We start from the raw sequence: 22,497 nt of genomic DNA on the forward strand, positions 1-22,497 counted from the left end.
ATCTGCAGCTACTGGCCTCCGTACACCAGACTAGTGTCGGCTCGAGAGACAAATATCTTTGGAATATCTGTATTATAGCCTTCTAGTGTCGCAATGCGAGCTGCAATGACATGCTGCGCCTCGATATACTTAGCTTCAAGCGCAGCGATCTCTGCTTGCAGTTCACGCTGCTCTTGTACGCTTTCGGTTCGCATTACTACTTGTACCACTGACATATTGAGGAAATACAGGTACAGCGCAACTGCAGATACCAAAAGACACACACAGCCGATGGTTGCCTTCGAATATGAAATTGTGTCGCGACTTTTACTCATGTTTCTATGCACTTTGCTCTACGTTTTTGGTAATAACTCGCAATTTTGCACTGCGGGCGCGCGGGTTTTCTTTGAGTTCCTCCTCGCTTGGAACGATCGGTTTCTTTGGGGTGAGGACGGCTAATCCGGAGTCTTTAAGCTCCCGAAACGAGTGCTTTACCACTCGATCCTCAATACTGTGAAAGGTGATGATTGCCATCTTCCCGCCTGGTTTCAGTGCCGTAAATCCGTCTTTGATGAACTGTTCAAGTACAGTCAGTTCTTCATTTACCGCTATACGAAGCGCCTGGAAGGTGCGGGTGGCTGGGTGGATCTTGCCGCGGCGCGCTGCCTTCGGCAGCGCGCCTTCCACGATCTCCACCAATTGCTTGGTCGAAGTGATCCGTGAATAGTGCCGCTGCTCGACTATTGCTTTCGCAATGCGCCTCGCGAACCGTTCCTGCGAATATCCGTACAGAATGTCCGCAATAACGTGCTCTTCCCAGTCATTAACGATATCCTCAGCTGTAAATGCGTATTGGTCTGGATCACCGAAGGTCATGTGCAAGGGTCCATCGTGGAGAAAAGAAAATCCCTTGTTACCATCAGCAAACTGTTCCATCCGCCATCCCAAATCAGCCAAGATGCCATCTACTCTTTCGATATGTAAAGAACGAAGAATGTTCGTAATGTTGCCAAAATTGTCATGAACCAGATGTACCTGTGGAGCGGTGCCATCTAACTTCGATCGGTCGAACGCAGTTTTATCTGCATCGATTCCGATGTAACAACCTTGTTCCTCTAACTTCTGTGCTATTTCCCTGGCATGTCCGCCGCCGCCGAACGTAGCATCCACAACGATACTTTGCGGTGTCAGCGCAAGTGCCTCCACTGCTTCATGCAGTAAGACGGTTTTGTGCGTCATGTATTTACGTTAGGTAGTTTCTAAAGGACGCCAATCTCTCCAAGCTTTTCGGCCAATGCATCGGCCTGCTTTTCGATAGCGCGTTTATAGGTCTCCCATCGTTTCTCATCCCAAATCTCGATACGATCATGGATGCCGGCTAAGACTACTTTCGTGTCTAATCCGCCAAAATCTTTCAAGAAGTCTGGCACGAGAATACGTCCAACTGAATCTACCTCCACCTCTACTGCTCCCGATAAGAAGAATCGATTGAAACTTCTTGTGTCCGCTTGACCAAGTGGGAGCTGACCAACCTTTTCGGTGATCTTCTCCCACTCTTTGAGCGGATATACAAAGAGACAGTTATCGAGTCCTCGGGTTACAACCAATTTTTTCCCAAGTTCCTTGCGCCACTTAGACGGCAAGGACAGCCGTTTCTTAGGATCCAACGTATGGGTGTATTCTCCGATTAACATAACTCGATAATGTGAGCCAGCTTCCGAACCAACCACAACTGCGGAGGTTCGTACGCTCTAGTTCCAACATCACCAGGTCGCACTGAAACATGTCTGAGGTCTCTGGTAATCAGATCTCAGACACGCTCCCCTCCGTGTGGAGAGTTGCGACTGGTTCGGAAACTAGCTCTGTATACTTCTTTCAAAGTATACCACTATCTCCCACCACTCCTATATTCTATACCATCTCATCCCACCAGCAACCACTTTATACACAGGTGCCCCCACAAACAAAAAGCGCGGCTCGCTTCGCGAGCCGCGCTTTTTGTTCCCTATCACTTCACATGGTAACTCTTTGAATCCTTCTTCAGTTTGTACACCTTATACACCTTAAAGATCTGTAGGAAGCGCAGCATGGCCAGATTACCAATAAAGTGTGGAGCTAAGAGCGACACGATCACGAGCGCGTTGATGATGGAATAGAGTGAAAAGAATTTTTTGTCCGGAATATACACAAACACCGAACGCAGTGTGAACTCCATCAAGAAGATCATACCGAAGACGATCTCAAGATCGCGTACAGTCGTATGGAACGCATGACTGACATGCATGTACCCCAACCCTTCAGCTACATCAACCGCAAAAACAACGAGCAGCAAAACATTGATGACAAGGAGAATGTTGTTGAGTATGTAATTTTCCCTAGTACCAAGATCGAAGGCGTTGTCGACAACGGTCAGTACTTTCAGTTTTTCTTCTGGAAACGGCATGTCCTAGTGTAGCACTATCCTTCGCTTGATTCTGACTTCGGCTTCATCAGTGGGAACAACTGCGTCTCGCGGATCGGTTTCCCGGCGAGGAATGAAAAAAGCCGTTCACCAAAACCAAAACCGCAAGTCGGCGGCATACCGTACTCGAGCATCTCGACAAATTCCCAATCAGACATCATCGCTTCATCATCGCCGGCTTCAAGGAGCTGCTTCTGAACTTCAAAACGCTGTCGCTGATCGATCGGATCATTAAGCTCACTATACCCTCTTCCCACTTCAGAACCAGCGATGATCGGCTGGAACATTTCAACCGTACTACCATCTGCGCGAGTCTTCGCCAGTGGAGCGACAAGCTTAGGGTGGTTTACCAAGAATGCTGGACCAGCGATATGCTTGCGACAGTACTTCCACAGTGTGTCAGTCAGTCGCTCACGATTACTTCCCTCGTACTCGACACCAAGCTCCTGTAGCTTCGCGCGCATATCGTCATCACTCGCAGTGATGATGTTGATCCCTGTTTGCTTTTCTACTTCAGTCACGTAGTCGATCTCTACCCATTCGTCTGCCAAATCAAAACTATGTCCACGCATTTCAAACTGTGTGGTACCAAATACCTTGCGCGCGATCTCAATGTATAGATTGCGGACTAACTCCATGCCGTCGCGATAGTCAGCATACGCCCAGTAAAATTCAATATTGGTAAATTCCTGAAGATGTTCTGGACTTGAACCTTCATTGCGGAAGACCTTGCCGATCTCAAAGGTCTTTGGGAAACCAGCAGCCATCAGACGCTTCTGCCAGAGCTCGCCGACAGAAATACGAAGATAGCCATCGAGATCGTAGTCGTTATGGTGCGTAATGAATGGACGAGCTTCAGCGCCACCAGTAGTGGTTTCAAAAAACGGGGTCTCTACTTCAAGAAAATCATGTCGCTTCATGAAGTCACGGATCACATCCCAAAACTGTGCCTTCTTTACGAAGAGATCGCGAGTTTCCGGATCGAGCAAAAGATCAAGGTAGCGTTTACGGTAACGTTCCTCTTCATCTTTGATGCCAAAGTGCTCAGTCGGAATATTAGTAAGCGCCTTACCAAGCACCCGCCATTCTTTCACTAGCACAGCTTGGGTACCACGCTTCGTGAGATATGCTGGACCAGTGATCTCAATGAAGTCTCCCGTACTCATAGTTTCAAGGAGCTGCGCAAAATTTTCCTCACCCATGTCTTCCTTTGAGCAAAACGCTTGGAGCTTACCAGTGCCATCCATTACGTCGATAAAGCCGATGGCGCCATGCTCACGAAACGCAAGTATGCGACCACCAATGGTCACTGGCAATTGTGATTCGAGCAGATGCTCAAAATCAGCTACTACCGAAGCGACCGTGTGCGTAATGTTCGTATCAGATGGATACGGGTTGATACCTAATTCTTGTAGGCGGGCGATCTTTCGTTCACGATCGGCGCGCAGATCCTCAATGTTTGACATGGTTGTTATCCTAGCGTGAGTTGCGGAAAAAGAAAAGGCCGGAAGCGTAGCTTCCGGCCTTTTCTTTTACACACTGCAGTACTTACGCAACCTTAAGCACCTTATACTTCTGCTTCCCTACAGGAGTCTCAAATTCAAACTCATCGCCCTTCTTCTTCCCCATAAGTGCTTCACCGAGTGGTGAAAGGTATGAGAGCTTGCGATCATGAATGTTTGCCTCATCTGAACCAACGATCGTGTATTCCTTCTTATCCTTATCACCAGTCTTCTGGATAGACACCACAGAACCAAGACCAACTACATCACCATGCTTGTCGTGAGAAACGATCTTCGCTTCCTTGATGGTCTTCTCGAGGTAGCCAATACGCTCTTCGATTGCAGCCTGCATATCGCGCGCTTCCTGGTACTCAGCGTTTTCCGAAAGGTCACCGAGGCTTCGAGCGTACTCGAGTGATTCAGCAACTTCCTTTCGGCGAACGGTTTTTAAGTGATCTAACTCCTTCTTCAGTTCATCGAACTTCTCTGGGGTCAAAAAGGCTTGTGTGTCATTCATACGTAAAAATTTCCCCTCATTATACGCATGAATGTGATGGGGTCAATGTTCATAAAAAATACCCAACTATTCAGTCTCTGTTTCAGCCTCAATCCCCAAATACTCCGGGCGGTTTTCAGCCATCCACGCGACCACCTGCCCCATGATCGTCGTGGCACCAAGACGATTGCTACGCGGCGCCTTATCCATCATGAGAATAAAGGCGTACTCAGGCTCTTCGTACGGCCAGAAGCCCGCGGCCCAGGAGTTGACGTACGCATTGCCAGAACCGATCTCTGCAGTACCTGATTTCGCCGCAACCGCCACATCCTTCCGCTCAAGGCCGCGGGCGGTTCCTCCGTCCATGATCACGGTCTTGCGCATACCCTCGTGAATAATCTTTAGATATTCTGGATCAAGATCAATATCATGCGACTCCCCTACCTCTCCTTGAATCACGTGTGGGTTGATAAGAGTGCCACCGTTTGCGAGTGCGCCATAGGCACGCAACATCTGGATCGGTGTTGCCAAAAAACCAAATTGGCCAATAGCAGTAAAGTACGTATCACCAAGACGCCAATCATCATTGAACACTTCTTGTTTCCAAGCAGGATCAGGCACTACACCAGCCTGCTCTTGCGCAAGTGGAATACCGGTCTTCTCGCCCATACCAAAGCGGCGATAGTTGGCGGCCATCTTAGTAATACCAAGACCAGTAAGTGGTGCATTTACTCCAGCCTGTGGTACCGCAATCTCCGGCAAGCCACCACCGATAATGTAGAAGTAAACGTTCGAAGAAAACGCGATTGCCTCACGCATTGTCATCGAACCATGAGCCCGCCAGTCATTGAAATACGACGGATTACTTGGATTGTATGGATTTGGGATCGTAATCGAGCCATTGCTGTATATCTCGCGATTTGGATCGATCACACCATGCTCAAGCGCCGCATACGCCACAAATGGCTTCACGATCGACCCGGGTGTATACGCGCCACCAATTACTTTATTCAAAAATGGCAGCTGCGGATCGTTGTTGTACTGATCGATCAGATCAACATCGTCACCATCAGCCATCACTTCTGGGTCGTACGAAGGATAACTAGTGAGCGCAATGATTTCACCGGTATGCACATTCATGATCGCACCCGCACCACTACGAAAACCAGCCTTCTCAGTAGAGGTGGCGATAATGTCATACATGACCTCAGAGAGCTCAGCATCGATCGAAAGAGTAATCGCACCACCTTCAGTCGGTGCATTGATCGCAAATTCACTCACGACGTCACTGAGCGCATCTACCTCCACGATCTTGCTGCCATTGGAACCCTTAAGGAGGTCATCATATGCGAGCTCTACACCACTACGACCAAGATAATCTGTTCGAAAAAAGAAGCCACTCGAGTCTTTCTTTGGATAACTTACGTAGCCAAGCACCTGCCCGAGACCAGCTCGATCAGTATATGCACGGATCGGAAAATCATACTCGCCCGTCTCATCAACTTCATTCCAAACCAACATCTCACCTCGACGGTCATACACTACCCCACGCTCAGCAATGATAAGTGCCTTATCGACGCGATTGTTTTCAGCGATCTGCCGATACTCCTCGCCGTGTACCACCTGCAAACTAAATACTTTCCACAAAAACACCGAAGCGATCAAAAAGAAAATGAGCCAAATGGTGCGGACATTCTGTTGCGTCAGTGGAAGCTCTCGCTTCCCTTCCATTCGACCACGATTAAAGGCAGGGATGTTCGATGCATCCAAAAGTACTTCCTCCACTTCTACCTGTTTAGTATACCGATCCTGTAGTCGAGACATAGATCTACCTAAAGTTAACCAGCTTAGGTTTAAGATATTCTACAACCAAATACCACCACACTGCCACCATGCTGGTAAGCGGCAACGAATAGAAATTACCAAAGTACCCATCAACCAAGAACGCCAACGGGATCAGCGCAACCGCACCATACCGAAAGCTAAAGATCAGCACAGCAAGGACGGTCAAGAGCAGCCATTGCTGCATAAATGAAAAGAGAATGGTCAGATATAATACGATCGCAGTCAAGAATCTCATATATCATCAGTGCTAGTAGCCGTCGTAGAGGCGGTCGTGGTGGCGATTTCAGCTGCGGAGACACCATCGATCACCAAACTGGTTCGCATGATGCTAAGGATGTTTTCATCGACCTCTTCCGTACTTTTTGAGATCTGTGACAATGTACCAACAGCGACGTAATGCAAGCCTGAGATCGCCAATTCAGGCGTGATGTATCCATACTGCTCAGGCTGAGTCGGTTCATTCTCTACATACGAGATCCGCCCGAATACACCCGGGTCGATACTTGGCAGATACACTAAATTCCCTTTTGTGATCGGGATCCCCTGCGGCACCCGAACACGCGCCACACCGCCACCATACCCTTCCATATGCACCACCACATTCGGTCCAGAAATGAAAGCAGTGGCCTTAAAGCCCGGGGTTGTGATCAACTCCACAAATGAGTATGTCTCTGCAGCATGCACCACCAGGCCGATCACCACGTCTTCACTGATATACACTGGCGCGCCAACTGCCACCCCATGTTTCGTGCCTCTATCGATCTCTAGCAGGTCATACGGAAGCTCATTTGGCCGTGCGATCACTGCAGCGGCGATGCGTTCCTCTCCCTGTACTCCAAGCAGTCTCCGCAATAAATTGTTCTCTTCAGAGAGTCGCTGCATGGTCACATCGTCGCCACCAGCAACCACTAACTTATCTTCAAGCTGCGCGATCTCCTCGGTCAACGCTTTACGAGTACGAATGAAACTCGGCACCAAGCTGGTCGATTCTTCTAGCCAGACATTGGTAACATGGATCGGATACATGACCACGGCCGAGACAGTCGAGAAGATACGTGGCAAAAGCACGCCCAATCCAATGAGCGCCACAGAAACAACAACGATCTGCACTAGTCGACGACGACTAGAGTTGTGTCGCGATCGAGCCTTCATGGTCGATTAGTATGTCTTGGTATTCATCAAGACTCTCGATAACGATCCCTGCGCCACGAATGACAGCACGGAGCGGATCTGGCACCACAATAACTGGCACCTGGAGATCGTGTTCAAGGAGTGGAGCGAGGCCAGGGATAAGTGCTCCACCTCCAGAGAGATGAATGCCACGCTGCATAATGTCAGCCAAAACCTCTGGCGGGGTGTCCTCAAGAACATTGCGCACGGTCTCCACGATCGTATCGACCTGTCCAGCTACGGCATCACGAACATCTGTGTCGGTAATAACCACCTCACGCGGCAAACCAGTCACTGCATCACGACCGCGCGCTACCAGCTCTTTACCAGCATCTGAGTGTGCGATCGAGGCAAGTGCGATCTTCGCATCTTCAGCCGTCTTTTCACCCACATGCACTTTGAACTGATCACGAATGTACGACATGATCGATGCGTTGAGGTGGTCACCTGCCACACGTAAGTTGCGAGACACTACCAGGCCACTGAGCGAGATGACAGCAATATCAGTCGTACCACCTCCGATATCGATGATCATGCTTCCAACTGCTTTCGAGATAGGCAGCTTCGCACCGATCGCCGCCGCCATTGGTTCTTCGATCAAGAATACGTCGCGAGCACCAGCATTTTTCGCTGCATCTTGCGCCGCGCGCATTTCTACATTGGTGATACCAGACGGCACACCAATCAACATGCGCGGCGCCACCAACGACCTCATTTCATTACGCACCTTACCGATAAGGTACGCCAACATCTCTTCTGCCACTTCAAAGTCTGAGATCACTCCATCGACCAATGGACGCACCACGTCGATGTGTTGTGGGGTGCGTCCTTGCATCGTCTTTGCTTCGTTACCCACCGCCACTAGTTGGCCAGTTTTCTTGTTGATCGCAACAATGGTCGGCTCGTTGAGCACGATCCCGCGACCCTTTACATACACCAATGTGTTGGCTGTACCAAGGTCGATCGCCATATCGGTAGAGACCGCCGAAAGCAGCGCGTTCAATTGTCGCGTGAATACGTTCATTTGCGGGCTATTGTACTATGATTTCAGATTCAAAACAAAAACGACCCGGATTTACCAGGTCGTTACGTGTTTTTTGGATCCTTTGAGCGTTCTGAGCACAACATCACAGTTTCGCATGCAAACGTCGATAGTAGTCAAGTCTGTACTCGTCGCATAGTACACCAGGACGAGACAGGTAATCCTCTACCGAAAATTGTGCAAACTGGCTGTAGCGATCGCGATTGGCAAATGAATCCACCACGATCGGTGCACCATTTGGACGGATCGACTCAGGCCGAGCAAGCACTTGCTGTGCCGCCAGCAATTGTTCGGTCGTAACTGCCAACAACACGATTGGTGTGTCGGTCTGCAATACTTTGACCAACAGTCGACGCATCTTTGCGTGCTGCTCTGCCAGCACATCCAGCTGAAGTTGCTTGATCCTCTTGAGCAGTTTTTCTGAGCTCATCGGACACCCCCTTGGGTAAGTTGCCGTAGACTTCTGATGTAGAATTATGACACTTATAAATAATTAGTCAATACTCTCTGAAGCAAAGTCTGCATACAGCTCCTCCTCGGTAAGGTTACGAACTTCACCAGTTGCGCGGGTTACCACTTCAAACGTACCAGCTTCTTTCCCCTTTCGACTCACTACGACGCGGTATGGAATACCGATCAGATCACTGTCTGCAAATTTTTCGCCTGGCCGTGCATCACGATCATCAAACAAAACATCGACTCCTCGATTCTTTAGTGCAGCATAGATACCATCTGCCCAGTCACGAATCTCTTCGTCTTCCAAATTAAGGCCCACAAGATGCACTTGGTATGGAGCGATCGATGCTGGCCAGACCACCCCCTTTTCGTCGGCAAATTTTTCCACCACCACGCCCATCACACGAGTGACGCCAATACCGTAAGAACCCATCCACACTGCTGTACGTTCTCCAGCTTCGTTATTGTAAAAAAGTCCAGCATCTTCCGCTTTGTGTCGCCCGAAGTTGAAGATGTTTCCCACTTCTGCAGTCTTGGTCTCGACCAGCTCTTCTCGAGCCACACCCAGCTCGGCTAGATTCGCCTGTTCAAGTACTTCTTCATTGATCGCGATCCCCTTTTCTTTACAGATGTATGTAATATCTTCTCCCGCTTCACATATTGTCTGGAACTCATGACTGAATTCGGTGAACGCACCACCTGCCGCAAAGGTCACGTACGTATCTTCACCAATACCCACTCGCTCAAACACTTTGGTGTATGCTTGCTTCTGCGCCTCGTACATTGTCTCATGTTGTTCTTCGGTGTCAGCAAACGAATACGCATCTTTCATTAAAAACTCGCGGCCGCGCATGATACCACTCTTGGCACGCAACTCATTACGAAGTTTATTCTGGAACTGATAGATCATCTTTGGCAGATCTTTGTAGCTCGCGATGTGATTACGCATCATATTCGCGAGAGGTTCTTCATGACTCCAGCCAAAGCCGATCTCACCACCAGCCTTAAGGTCTGACTTAAACCACACATCGACGATCTCATCGTCCCAACGGTTAGTACGTTCCCACACTTCCTTTGACTGCATCGCGGTTGCCAGCATTTCTTGAGCGCCGATCTCATTCATTTCTTCGCGGACGATCTGTTTGATCTTCTCAACGACCCGCAAGCCGAGCGGCAAGAGCTGGTACACACCAGCCATTTCCTTATGCAAATACCCCGCCCGGATCAACAACTGCGCGTTCTTCGCTTGCTCATCAGCAGGAGCTTCTTTTTGAGTTTTAGTGAAAAGTTGTGTTTGTCGCATACGTCTAGAGCAAATTAGCAATATCCTTGTACGTTACTACTATCATAAGGAGCATTAGGAGCGCAAACCCTACCAGGTTGACACGCCCTGCCCACTCGGGCGGGATCCGCTTGCGCGTGGCAGCTTCGATTACCACAAAGACCAATCGGCCGCCATCGAGTGCTGGGAATGGCAATAGGTTGATAACCGCCAAGTTGAGTGAGATGATCGCAGTGAATTCAAGTAGTTTAATGAAACCTTCTGAAGCAGCGTCACCCACAAGTCCAACGATACCAACTGGTCCAGTCACCTGCGAGAAGTCAGCATCGCCAACGATCGCCTGACTGATCAGATGCCACAATCCGGACATGATCCCCGTAAGGCCATACCAGGTCGCTTTACTCGCACTTACGAGAGATGCGAAGAATGACTGTTGCTGCGTCTCGAGCATGTAGAGGGAAGCACCAACAACATATCTTTCTGGATCATCTTGATCTAGTCCTTGTTGTGGAGTGAGCTCAACGCTTTCAGTTCCTTCTTTGGTCTTGTATGTCACTAGCACAGGATTCGGTGCCGCTTCAGAAACCGCTGTACTGAACTCACTCGCAGAAGGACCTTCAATGAACTGCCCATTGTACTCAATTGCGGTAATGGTCGTAGCTGGCGGCAGTACTGCTGCCGGACTGTCTGGTTGTACCGCAGCCACATAGAGCACAGCTTCATCAGAAGCTTTTGATTCCTCAACCGGCAAAGTAACCCCCGCCATGAACATGATCACAAACAAAAACCACGCAAAGATGATGTTCATTGCTACGCCCGCAACCAGCACCAGAGCCTGCGCCCATTTCGGTTTTGCACTGAAGCCGCGGTCTTTGTCTTTCGCATTCTCTTCATCTTCTACGTCTTCATAATTTTCTCCCCAGATCTTTACAAACCCACCGATCGGAAGCCAGTTCAATGTGTACTCAGTCTCATCTCCTTTACGCCGAAAGCCTGCGGCTTTCGGCGGAAACCCAATACCAAATTCATCAACCCGCATACCGGTCTTCTTGGCAGTGATGAAATGACCCCATTCATGAACCAGAATGAGTACGAAAAGTACGAGAAAGAAAATAATGATAGACATGGGCTATTTTTTCAATTCAGTTTCCTTTTGAGCAGCGAGTGCTTCAAGGTCTTTATTAGTAGCATCGATCGCTTTTTGCACTGCTTCTTTCTTAGCAAATCGCTCATCGTCACTGATGTCACCATCTTTATGACTTTTATCGATCGCTTTCATAAAATCATCACGAATAGCACGCACGGTCACCCGAGCGTCTTCTAACTTACTCTTTGCAAGTTTCAAGAGCTGCTCACGGCGCTCTGCGGTAAGCTCTGGAAAGATGACCCGCAAGCCACTTGAATCAGTTACCACAGACACACCAAGATCTGCGTCACGGATCGCAGTTTCGATCGCAGTCACTTGAGTTGCGTCCCAGGGAGACACCCGGAGGGTTCGCGCATCTTCAATACCAACACTTCCCACTTGGTTAAGCGGCATAAGCGAGCCGTAACTTTCCACTCGGACACCATCAAGGAGTGCTGGGCTCGACTGTCCGGTCCGAATACCTGCGTATTCTTTCTGCAACCAATCTTTTGCTTCTTCTAATCTTTTCTTACTATCTGAATCCATACCTACTTACATTAAATTATTCTCAGTGTACCACTATACACAGTTCCTATCGAACGGGAAGTGTGAGCGCCACCTGCTCAAGAAGCATTTTATTGGCCGCCCCTCTCGTGAGTAATAATCGCGCTGCGAACTCAAGCGTTTCAAGCGCAGACGACTCAACCCTTCCCTTTTCAATGTGCCTGATCAAACCCTGCTTCATGGCTCGTTGCCACACAGTGTCCTTTTGCTTCATGGCTTGCTCTATACTTGTAATACGGTCTTTGTATGACAACTGCATAAACGAGTCAAACACCTCAGTAGACCCCTCCTCCTTTTCACCCTGCACCTCACTTACTCGCGACGCAAGCGTATCGAGCATCATAAAATCTCTAGGGACAATGAATGTGAATCGAGTAGATACTGGTGGCTCCTCAAGTATCTTCAAGAGAGCGTTCTGTGCCTCATGAGTGATGAATTCTGTTCGTACAATAAGCAACTGCTCAGCCGCTTCGGCTGGTCGTTGTGAGGCAGTACGAACTAGTTGGCGAGCATCATCAATACCAAATCGCTCGATGTACACATCCTGCACCTCAACTTTCTCTGGCGGCGACAATTCATGATCAGCCACCGTTACTGTTCGCAGCAAAACTGCATGGTGAGTCATACTCATACCAGTACATTATGCTGGTTACTTCTTCTTTTGCAAATCAAGAATGTGACGGATCACACGGCGAAGATAGTGTTCAAAGGTTTCACCTTGATTGTAGATAATTCCCTGCTCGTAGCGCCAACCATTCATGTAGTCAGTGATACTCTGCTTGATCTCTTGCGTAGCGCCCTCAAAACGACCGGCAAGCAAGAGCGGGATCTGTAACCCTGCGATCTTCTTAAAGAGTGGGTGCTCTCTTCCCTTCGGACCAGTTCCAAACAAACCGCTCTTCTTAAACAACTTCCACTCTGACAAAAGCTGATCCAAACCAGTATCAACCTCCTTAGTGAACAGAGGATCGCCCGCGACAGAAGAAGTCTCGACTGCAGCTGCATCAGGCAGATCAGATGGGGTCTTGAGCTTTTCTTTAGTTTCTGCCAGCGAGGCAACTCGCTTCGGTGTCGTAGGTGGAGCTGATGGAACTGATGGAACTCCAGGTTCTGTTACTGCCGGGCGAACCGTATCTGTTGCCGGACCCCAAGCTGACTCGATCTCTGAATCAGACTTTCTCGCTGGTACTGGCGCTGGTTTACCGGCTGGTGGCGGTACTAGCTTCTCCTCTGCCATCGGCACATTACTCATTTCAAAACCCGAAACATCTGACATGGCCATCGGCGCATCAGACTTTACAGCAACCTTTTCCTCGCTCGGCGGTTTTGGCAGTGGCGCTTCAGCTAAGATGTCCTTAAGCACTGGCGGCGGCAGAGGTGGTTCTTCTGCAGGCGGTGGAACAGGTATCGATGGCTCAATATCAGCTGAAGAATCTTCGTCTACTATTTCGTCTGTTGCTTCAACTGGCGCAGGAACTGGGGCCTCCTCTGCTGGTGGAACTGGCGGCATTGGTGCAGGAGCAGGCATTGGAGATGGCGGGGTAACCGGAGCTGGAGCTTGTGGTGCTGGGGCGGACATAGAGGCAGGCTCTGCAGCAAGTTTTGCTGCTGCATTTTGACTATGCTCTGCGATAGTCTTCTCCACAACAAGATATGCCGCCTCAAGACGCTGCATTGCAGAAATTGCTGATGAGCCGTCATTCAGCTTTTTCATCGCATCAAGCAACGCAGCCATGTACTCACGACCAACAGCATTATCAATATCTACGAGATTAACAGGATTGCCGACCTTATCATTCACCAATGCTTTGATCTCACGGATTCGCTGGAGACTTTGATTTGCATCGTAGTTTACTGGCGCAGGGACAGCTGGAGCTGGAGCAGGTGCAGGTGGTACCACTGGCGCTGGTTGAGGAGCAGGCGTTGGAACTGCTACTGGAGCTGGTTGAGGCGTTGGAGCAACTGGCGCAGCAGGTGGAGTGACCGGAGCGGGTGGTGCCACTGGAGTCGGTGCTGGTTGAGGGGCAGGTGGAGTGACCGGGACAGCTGGAGGTGGAGTGACCGGAGCGGGTGGTGCCACTGGAGTCGGTGCTGGTTGAGGGGCAGGCGTTGGAACTGCTACTGGAGCTGGTTGAGGCGTTGGAGCAACTGGCGCAGCAGGTGGAGTGACCGGAGCGGGAACAGATTGTGGAACTGATGTTGCCGATACAGGAAAAGCTGGTGCTGGTCGTGATGCACCAAAATCGTACATTGCCTGTTCTTGTTGAACCACTGATAAAGCTACCGGTGCAACGCCGTATCCAGATAGTTTTTGCTCAAGAGAATTGCGAACTGTTGTGTCTCGACCACCATTAACATACAAAAGAACCAGGTCCCGTAATTCATTTTTTTCTTCATGACCAAATTCTGACGCTCGAATTGAGGCCAGTAAATGTGTCACTCCTGCTTGTGAATCAAGGTCAAACGCCACCGCGTCACCACGCAAAGAACTATCGTTCGCCATATGTAAATTATAATACCATCCTTTTCACAAAGTAACTCAAATTGTTAGTGTAAAAACTGTGAATTAAGCCACCTCTTGCAGCTCCGGACCATACTGCATCTTTGATTCAACCATCGACTTTGCAAATAATTCAGCAAAGGTCATATCCGACCCTACCTGCACCAGATCCTTCATTTCATCGATCATATCTACCCAGTCGAGGAATGTTTCGTATTTGATGTTTTCTCGAGCGAGCAGCTGCCGCACATCTGGCGAATCTGCAAGACCTTCTACTTCCGCTACAGTCATGTCCGCCAAATATTCAAACGTACTTGGTCGTTCTTCCTCCAGCCACTGCTCCAACCGATCGACTGCATTACCCTCGATCTGTGTAATGAATGTATCTAAAAGACGTTCAAAGGCAGCTGGTGAAGTGTACGTTTCACGAATGTATTCTTGATAGCGCACGTCACTCAGATACTCATCACTCAGCGAACGTTTTTCATACAGCACATCCGCACCAATGATCTTTGGCTGTAACCCTGGAATTGAACGATTGATCGGATCATGTCGCTCTATCGCAGCAAGTGGTGAACGATTGCGTTCTTTTTGTTGTGCGGTAACCACCGCAGGGGTGAATAATGGTCGTTCTATCTTTTCAGTTTTTTGATTCTCTGGTGACTTTCGCTTCATGAAAGAGAAGAGTTTTCTTCCCTCCCGCTGTTGACGTTTTCGGATCCGTGCTTCTGTTTCTTTTGCCACATGAAATTGAATAGACTGTGGCTCATGATCACCACCACGAATAGTCATCTCAACATGCTTGAAGGCAGGCGCGTCGGCAAATGAGCGCTGCTTAGACGAAGGAAAAGGCACTACATTCGTTTGCATTTCTGACTTTGCCTCTGACTGAGTAATCGTACTTTCAATCGGCTGTGGAGACACTGCTTCTGTAGGCTCAAGCGCAGACTCTGACTTTTCAGCAAACACACTCTCAGACTGTTCACTCTCGGCTACTGTCTCGACTGAAGGTTCTCCCTCTATGACAGGTGCAGCGTCCGTCTCCACCTCCTCTGATACAACCTCTGGTGTTTTAACAGGTTCTTGAGGCGCAACAACATGCACCTCGACCTCTGTAGCTTCGTCTTCTATAGACCGTAGTGGAACCTCAGTCGCCAGCACTGCTTCCACCGCTTCCTCTGACACCTCAAATTGTTCAGGCTCTTCCGACAGCTCAGTATACGTACTCCGGACATGATTCCGCAGTAGGATCATGTCGTCATACAAGCCCTGCAATTGGTCGATCTGTGTATCGTTCACCTCATCTTCAGACGGCACCACTTCAAAACGAATAACTTCGACTAACTGTTGCAATTCCGCAAGCTTCTCATACAGGATGTTATAGATCTCATCCCCAGTAATGTCTTCGATCGATAAACTGCTGAACTGCTCATTTCTGGCCAACTCTTCAAACTGCACAGCGTCCGCAAACACGTCCTCAGCGCTCTCGACAAACCGGTCCAGATCGGCAGCGTTGTTTAGGTCGAGTTCTTGTGTACCCGGATCAGACTCTTCATTACCAATAGCACCAGTTTCTTCTGGCGGCACTGTTGTGGCGATATCTTCAAATCTAGGTTGCATATGTATATTCTGCATTCTACCCCATTGGCGGTGCTGGTGGCACTGGCGGAACAGGCTTCCGGTATCGAGCAGTGATCTCTGATTCAACTTCGTCTCGTGGTCGACCATAGCGACTATAACTCTCAGCAATAAGGCGGCCAACCTTACTCTTATCTCCTTCTGGCGGTGGCATCGTAGCAACACTGAATGGAATAGTTGGCGTACCATTCGCCAACACACGCATCACCGCGTTGTAGTTTGGCGTATTCATAATATCAGCAGCAGAAAATACCGGCTCAAATTGCGGCTCGAGCGCTTGAGCGTCGTCGTTACCCACTCGGAATGCGGTCATTGAACCAACGTTACCAAACACCGCATCTCGAATGACCGGGTCAAGCTGTGCGATAAACTGATGCGCAACCGTTAAGCCGAGCTTGTACTTACGTGCCTCAGACAAGATAGACGCGATCGCTGGAGTTGAGATGTTCTGGAATTCGTCGATATGCAAGAAGAACGGCGGGAAACTCATGCTCGGATCATCCACGCGCGACAATGCCGCCATAAGGATCTTACCCACAATGATCATACCGATGAGGTTGGAGTTGATCTCACCAAGTCGCCCCTTCGAGAGATTCACCAAGAGGATCTTACGACTATCGATCAACTGACGGAAATCAAATGAGCTCTGCTGCTGACCAATGATCGGACGGATGTAGTCGTTGGCAGTGAGCGGATCGATCTTTGAGACAATGTACGGCACGATGTTCTCTAGCGACGCTTCCCCGCCCGCTTTACCAGCGATCTCTCGCCAGAATTGCACCACTACTGGGTTGGCTGCTTTCGCGAGCTTCTGTCGCCTGAATTGTGCATCAGCCATCACACGACCGATATCCATGAGGGTATTACCACTAGCCGGGTCTTCCATCACTAGCATGGTTGCATTACGGAAATACTGCTCAAACATCGGCCCCATACTCTCTGGATTGGCACCGTAAAGCTTCTGGAAAATGGAGAGTAGTTCGTTTACCACGAAGGTCTTTTGTTCAGGCTTAGCTGGATCGTATTCCAGCATATTGAGCCCGATCGAATGATCGAGGTGTGATGGATCGAAGTAGATAATATCTTGTTCACGCTCTGGAGGAACCGCCGCCAACACGTCCTGAATATCATTACCGTGTGGATCGATCATACAAACACCCGCTCCAGCCTGGATATCCTGGACGATCAGGTTCTGCAAAAAGACCGACTTACCAGTACCTGTCTGTCCGATCACATAGAAGTGGCGCATGCGATCCTTTTCAGTCACGTATATTTCTTTGCCAATTCCGCGATGTTTATTGACGCCCAGCAGCGTACCCTCCGTCGGCATATCATTCGGTGCCGGCGCCGTCTTAGTGTGCGACTGCTTGAACTGTGGAGCCGAACGAATACCATCACCTGGGAAGTGGACTAATAACGCCAATTCAGACAATGACAACGGAAGGACGGATTTTTGTGATAGCTGCCGGAACGAAAAGGCACGTTGTGCATGCCGCGCATGGATACCTGTCTGCTTTACAAATGTAAACTGATTGCCGTCAGGATTGTCAAATTGATTGAACGTTGATTCTAGTTCTGTGAGTATCTGCTCTGCGCGAGACAGCTCATCGGCTGAGACAACGATCCGAATATTCACTTCAAGGAAACTTGTGTTAAGTTTCTTGCGGAACATCTCAATCGCTTTTGTATCGATCTCCTTTGGTTCTTCGAGTTCACCAGGCTTCTTTTTTCCTGAAAAGAAAAGGTCATTCACCGAAGCAAGCAGCTCGCCAGAGAACGTACTGCGCGAGATCGCCTCGCTGGTCTTTGTTCCCTTCTCGATCGCTCGGACGATCCCGTCGTATTGTTTACGATAGTCCGTTCCTGGGTATCGCACCACAAACTGGAGCGCAGCACCACCGCCTGATCGCTCAATGCGGGAAAACGCATTCATGATCACTTCCAGCGGATCGGTCGCAAATTCATCAACCATCTTAAGCGGGTAGATCGGATGCTTCTTTAAAACAACGTCCGCGACGAGCGTATGTCCACCATCAACATAAATGTTGTAATCGTGTGGTTGTTCGGTCAAAATTGCTGACGGGAAAAGAGAAAGTGTCTGCTTTTCAAACAACGACTTGAATTCATTTGGCACTGAAACATAAAAGATAATGTCATCACTATCGTTTGCCACAGCGATCTCAAGCACAAAATGATTACCACTCTTTGCAGAACCGATCGTGCGAAGCCCCGACAACAACTGTTCCATCGTGCCAATGAGTTCAGAGAGCTGAAAATCACGACCATCGGCATTTTCTCTTGCCGGCAGCATCACTTCATACAAAGTCATGTGCAGCACATGCCATGGCGGCACACCCTCTTTCAAGTCGCCAACCTGCGCTCCTGTACTGATGTACTCGATGAGTTTACGATGAACCTCATCGATCACATAGGCATTGGTCACCTTATCAAGTACGGTGAGTACATTTCGAATCCCCTTTTCCGGCACCATTTGCATGATCTCATCGACCGGATCGCTGGCGGTAGTCACTGTCTCAACTGACTCAGCCAGGTCCTGCCCTTGAAGCTCAAACTCTGGCTCAAGTACCATTTTAGGAGTAAAGCTGACATATTCATTCAGCTGCTGCCGACCGAGCGTCTCGACATCGGCTTGATCAACTTCAGCTGAACGCTCAAGAAGCGCATGTTCTTTTGCGGCGATCTGTTGACGTAAAAAAGCGATCTCCTCCTCCGGAGTCGAAAATTTTTGTGGAATCCCTTCCTGCATTACCTACTATAGTACCGCACTTTGGGTATGAAACAGAGAGACAATCCCCCGTCTTTTTGGCAGGCCGCTTCGCGGCCGGCCTATAAAAATATAAAAAACAGGCACATCACGTGCCTGTTACTGCATTCTAATTTGGTGAGGAGAAATCTTAGAGATCATCCAACCAGGGGTCATTGACTGGAACAGCTCGCACGTGTGTATTCTGACTCTTGCGTGCCTTCTCATTATCTACCCAGGCTTGCCCTCTCTCAGGCACGATCTCCACCCGTATCGAATTTCCATCGACCACAAACCGGTACCAAGGCTGCCAATCAAGCTTTCCGTCCTGGCACCACTGACCAAACTCCTTGCAGAGATCGGCTTCCGCGGCGACATCATCAGGAAACAGATCTTGGCTACCGAGTTCTTCGGCCAGATACCGTCTCACTTCGTTAGAAAACGTACCATCGATGAATATATCGACATGAGCACCATCAGCCGGATCAAAGGTCCCTTCAAGTGCATCAATGAGATAATCCTGAAGATCTGCGACTGCGGATTGTTGCAACACACCATCGATCAGTTCACGAATATCCTCGTACGGATCAACAAGCTCACGAAATCGCTCTTCATTGATTCGCATTGGGCCAGCCAGATCGGTCGTCCCCACCTGTTCGATCAGTCCCGACTTAAGTGCTTCCTCGATGTCACCGGCGTGCGAAATAAGACCACCGATCCCTCCCTCACTGAGGCGTTCTTGCCACGCGTCGAGTCGCATAGCGACAAAATCTTCGTGTGGCGCAACGTGCTGATTGAAGAATTCCTGACTCGGAAACCCTTTTATGTATTGCTCGTGAAGATCATCTTGTTGATCAGTCATTTCACACCTCTTTGTGTAGAACTGTACGAGAGCACTATAGCTCTGCTGATTATTTTTGCAAGGAACCGGCCGGCCCCGAAGGGGCCGGCCACAACAAAAAACCAGGTCAAATGACCTGGTTGCATACCATTACTCCTCTAGTGGAGTGAAGATGAGAGACTCTCGAAACGGATCATGACTCTTTTTTCTCGCGCGGATGAGCTGTTCTTCAGCCAGTTTATCTGGGTCAACCTCCATCCAGACCGAATCGTCGGCCACCACCCAGCGCCACCACCAATCTGCGTAAAATGGCGTACTTACGCACCATGAAGCGAACTCTTGCCGCAAGCGTTGCCGCTGATCAGAAGGCATGTCGAGGTCCAAACCATACATTTCAGCAGCGCGCAAACGCACCACTTCACCGAATTGTCCATCTTTGAAGATAAAGATCTTCTTGATATCAGAATCAGCATTCTCCGGCAGTAAGTTGGCCCGCATAATATGCATCAGGCCACTTCGTAACAACTGATCGAAGAGTCGTCTGATCCTTCTGAACGGATGACAATGAGCCTTGAATACCGATTCGTTGTACCGCAACGTTGGCACACCGTCTTCATCCACAGCTGCTTCAATCTCACCTATATCAATGGCGTGTGCGATCGCGACATCACTCATACCAAATACAGTGACCAGCACACCCACTTGGTGTTCTGCTAGGATCCTTTGTCGATCTTGAAATTCCCGATCAATCAGATCCGCTTCAGGACCATACATCTCTGTCAGCAAAGCATCACTAGGAAACTGTGCTGCATATTTTTCGGACAATGATGGACGATCGCAAATATCGTGCATCTTAGTAACCTCCGCCTTTGTACACCTTTGTGTACTATAGCGAGACAAATTTGATTTGCAAGAAAACGGCCGGCCCCGAAGGGGCCGGCAGATCTTGGCAAAGACAATGTACTACTGATGTAAAAAGAATAGTATGTGAGCGTTTGACCAGTTCCAGGAATCTCCAAGAAACAACGAAACAGCATTCCTTTGCAGCTCGCTGCAGTCATATTCTCCCTAGGCAGGTCGAATCTGACTAAGCGCCTGCATACTTTCGCCACCAGGGCACTTCCATTTTTATGGTCGCTATCACTCCCTAAAAATTTGGTCGCACATAGTCGCGCTTACGCACTCCTTTGTTCAAGCATCACTTTTTAGACAACACCGCCCGCTTGTATACATCGAGATGTTCGAGCGCGATACCGGTTCCCTTTGCGACACAAAAGAGTGCCTGATCAGCCACTTGCGCCTTTACACCAGTACGACGACGGATGAGCTCAGGAAAATTACGCAACTGCGAAGTACCACCAGTCATAATGATGCCGCCGTCAATAATGTCGGCCGCCAGTTCAGGTGGAGTATTCTGAAACACATCCTTGATCGCCTTGACCATCTCTCGTAGCTCTTTACCGATCGCCTTCACTACCTCATTACTCCTCATTTCAGTTGTGCGTGGCAAGCCTGAGAGCATGTCACGTCCTTTAATCTCCATAGAAAGTTCTTCTTCAAGCGGCAACGCTGAACCGATCGTGATCTTGATCTCCTCTGCAGTCTTCTCACCGATCGAGAGATTGCGACTCTTTTTGACATAGTCTACGATCGCAGCATCGATACGGTTCCCCGCACACTTCACTGAGTTGGCCGCCACGATACCACCAAGCGAGATGACAGCCACATCGATCGTGCCGCCACCAATATCGACGATCATATGTCCTTGTGGCTCATAGATCTCTACTCCGGCGCCGATCGCAGCTAAGATCGGCTCTTTCACCACAAACGCATTCTTGGCGCCGGCTTTGATCGCCGCCTCCACCACCGCGCGCCGCTCAGTAGAAGTTACTCCGGCCGGCACCGACACCATCACATCAGGTCGAAACAGGTGATACTTACTCATCGACTTACGCATGAAGTACCGTAGCATTGCTTCGGTCACCCGGTAGTCAGCGATGACTCCGTCTTTCATTGGGCGATAGGCGCGAATACTCTCTGGCGTACGACCGATCATGAGCTTCGCTTCAGAACCGACTGCCAGCACTTTATTATCATCACTCACTGCCACCACCGATGGTTCATTGAGCACGATCCCTTGCCCGGGCACGAACACGAGAATATTGGTCGTACCAAGATCGATCCCCACTTTTGGTGTAAAGTTGCCGAACATGTTTAGTATCGACAATAGTACCGGTTTTCAACAAATACACAACTCGCTTTGCTATTAAAAAATGACGGGCGCTCACCTTGTGAGCGCCCAAATGACTTTCGCAGCAGACATCACCGCAGTCCTACCTGAACGGCATAAAACTTGACCACGGCATGGAATTGTTGATCTGCCGATTCATCACTCCCATCTGCGCTGGCACCGCCTGTCCCATGTACCCCACTGAGTGTGACATATTATTAACGTTTACCTCCATACGCTGGACTGCGAGATTCATATCTGCCACCGAGACTACTAGGCCAGGAAACGACTCAGACATCGGTTCCATGACCTTGCTGAAGCTGACAATGCTGTCAGTGATATCGTTCACATTGTCTGCGCCCCGCTGCCAGAGTCTCTCGTAGTACGGGATCTTTTCTCTCAACAACTCCCCATAGTAGATTCCATAGTGCGCAAGTATCCCGAGACACACGATCACCGAGATCAGTGCGCCAATGGTCAAAACTTGAATGGCTATTTTCATAGTACCCCCGTCAAGTATCCAAACACGATCTGCGGACAGGATACACCTCCTGCGAGCAGAAGCAAGAAAAGCAAAAGTGTGTCATGTAGTGAAAAAGCT

At 49.3% G+C, this 22,497-nt stretch carries 22 protein-coding genes; all 22 read right to left on the bottom strand.

The window, feature by feature from the left end; genetic code table 11:
- Positions 1-8 precede the first annotated feature (8 nt).
- Positions 9-314, bottom strand: a complete 306-nt coding sequence (locus H6786_01880; GenBank protein MCB9816121.1) for a hypothetical protein — start codon at positions 312-314, stop codon at positions 9-11.
- Between the two features lie 4 nt (positions 315-318).
- The gene (gene rsmH / locus H6786_01885) at positions 319-1,218 is read right to left on the bottom strand and encodes a 16S rRNA (cytosine(1402)-N(4))-methyltransferase RsmH (protein MCB9816122.1); all 900 of its coding nucleotides are present in this window, start codon (positions 1,216-1,218) and stop codon (positions 319-321) included.
- A 20-nt stretch (positions 1,219-1,238) separates the two neighbouring features.
- Positions 1,239-1,673 (bottom strand): division/cell wall cluster transcriptional repressor MraZ, encoded by a 435-nt coding sequence (gene mraZ, locus H6786_01890; protein MCB9816123.1) that lies wholly within the window; start codon positions 1,671-1,673, stop codon positions 1,239-1,241.
- Positions 1,674-1,987: 314 nt separating this feature from the next.
- Positions 1,988-2,422, bottom strand: a complete 435-nt coding sequence (locus tag H6786_01895; protein ID MCB9816124.1) for a hypothetical protein — start codon at positions 2,420-2,422, stop codon at positions 1,988-1,990.
- A gap of 14 nt (positions 2,423-2,436) precedes the next feature.
- Entirely contained in the window at positions 2,437-3,906 is a 1,470-nt protein-coding gene (locus H6786_01900; protein ID MCB9816125.1) for a lysine--tRNA ligase, read from the bottom strand.
- An 82-nt stretch (positions 3,907-3,988) separates the two neighbouring features.
- The gene (gene greA / locus H6786_01905; GenBank protein MCB9816126.1) at positions 3,989-4,459 is read right to left on the bottom strand and encodes a transcription elongation factor GreA; all 471 of its coding nucleotides are present in this window, start codon (positions 4,457-4,459) and stop codon (positions 3,989-3,991) included.
- 66 nt (positions 4,460-4,525) lie between these two features.
- Complete coding sequence (locus tag H6786_01910; protein ID MCB9816127.1) at positions 4,526-6,262, bottom strand: hypothetical protein; 1,737 nt, start codon at positions 6,260-6,262, stop codon at positions 4,526-4,528.
- A gap of 4 nt (positions 6,263-6,266) precedes the next feature.
- On the bottom strand, positions 6,267-6,518 hold the full coding sequence (locus H6786_01915) for a hypothetical protein (protein ID MCB9816128.1): 252 nt from the start codon (positions 6,516-6,518) through the stop codon (positions 6,267-6,269).
- Positions 6,515-7,435 (bottom strand): rod shape-determining protein MreC, encoded by a 921-nt coding sequence (locus H6786_01920; protein ID MCB9816129.1) that lies wholly within the window; start codon positions 7,433-7,435, stop codon positions 6,515-6,517. Before H6786_01920 ends, H6786_01915 begins: the two co-directional genes overlap by 4 nt.
- Positions 7,407-8,477: a rod shape-determining protein gene (locus H6786_01925; protein MCB9816130.1), complete on the bottom strand. Its 1,071-nt coding sequence runs from the start codon at positions 8,475-8,477 to the stop codon at positions 7,407-7,409. The genes H6786_01920 and H6786_01925 overlap by 29 nt, the downstream gene beginning before the upstream one ends.
- 103 nt (positions 8,478-8,580) lie before the next feature.
- Complete coding sequence (locus H6786_01930; GenBank protein MCB9816131.1) at positions 8,581-8,925, bottom strand: hypothetical protein; 345 nt, start codon at positions 8,923-8,925, stop codon at positions 8,581-8,583.
- A gap of 63 nt (positions 8,926-8,988) precedes the next feature.
- Positions 8,989-10,254: a prolyl-tRNA synthetase gene (locus tag H6786_01935; protein ID MCB9816132.1), complete on the bottom strand. Its 1,266-nt coding sequence runs from the start codon at positions 10,252-10,254 to the stop codon at positions 8,989-8,991.
- A gap of 4 nt (positions 10,255-10,258) precedes the next feature.
- Positions 10,259-11,359, bottom strand: a complete 1,101-nt coding sequence (locus H6786_01940; GenBank protein ID MCB9816133.1) for a site-2 protease family protein — start codon at positions 11,357-11,359, stop codon at positions 10,259-10,261.
- Positions 11,360-11,362: 3 nt separating this feature from the next.
- Positions 11,363-11,905 carry a ribosome recycling factor gene (frr, locus tag H6786_01945; protein ID MCB9816134.1) on the bottom strand — a complete coding sequence of 181 codons (543 nt, stop codon included), beginning with the start codon at positions 11,903-11,905 and terminating at the stop codon, positions 11,363-11,365.
- Between the two features lie 46 nt (positions 11,906-11,951).
- Positions 11,952-12,554 carry a hypothetical protein gene (locus tag H6786_01950; protein ID MCB9816135.1) on the bottom strand — a complete coding sequence of 201 codons (603 nt, stop codon included), beginning with the start codon at positions 12,552-12,554 and terminating at the stop codon, positions 11,952-11,954.
- Between the two features lie 18 nt (positions 12,555-12,572).
- The gene (locus H6786_01955) at positions 12,573-14,426 is read right to left on the bottom strand and encodes a hypothetical protein (GenBank protein ID MCB9816136.1); all 1,854 of its coding nucleotides are present in this window, start codon (positions 14,424-14,426) and stop codon (positions 12,573-12,575) included.
- 63 nt (positions 14,427-14,489) lie between these two features.
- On the bottom strand, positions 14,490-16,043 hold the full coding sequence (locus tag H6786_01960; GenBank protein MCB9816137.1) for a hypothetical protein: 1,554 nt from the start codon (positions 16,041-16,043) through the stop codon (positions 14,490-14,492).
- Between the two features lie 16 nt (positions 16,044-16,059).
- Positions 16,060-18,828, bottom strand: a complete 2,769-nt coding sequence (locus tag H6786_01965; protein MCB9816138.1) for a DUF87 domain-containing protein — start codon at positions 18,826-18,828, stop codon at positions 16,060-16,062.
- Positions 18,829-18,976: 148 nt separating this feature from the next.
- Positions 18,977-19,687: a hypothetical protein gene (locus H6786_01970; GenBank protein MCB9816139.1), complete on the bottom strand. Its 711-nt coding sequence runs from the start codon at positions 19,685-19,687 to the stop codon at positions 18,977-18,979.
- A gap of 129 nt (positions 19,688-19,816) precedes the next feature.
- A complete protein-coding gene (locus H6786_01975) occupies positions 19,817-20,518 on the bottom strand; it encodes a hypothetical protein (GenBank protein ID MCB9816140.1) in 702 nt (233 codons plus the stop codon).
- Positions 20,519-20,864: 346 nt separating this feature from the next.
- Complete coding sequence (locus H6786_01980; GenBank protein MCB9816141.1) at positions 20,865-21,878, bottom strand: rod shape-determining protein; 1,014 nt, start codon at positions 21,876-21,878, stop codon at positions 20,865-20,867.
- A 121-nt stretch (positions 21,879-21,999) separates the two neighbouring features.
- The gene (locus tag H6786_01985; GenBank protein ID MCB9816142.1) at positions 22,000-22,398 is read right to left on the bottom strand and encodes a hypothetical protein; all 399 of its coding nucleotides are present in this window, start codon (positions 22,396-22,398) and stop codon (positions 22,000-22,002) included.
- Positions 22,399-22,497 lie beyond the last annotated feature (99 nt).

It is taken from the genome of Candidatus Nomurabacteria bacterium (assembly GCA_020632075.1).
In the GTDB taxonomy this organism is placed as follows: Bacteria; Patescibacteriota; Minisyncoccia; order Phycocordibacterales; family UBA918; genus OLB19.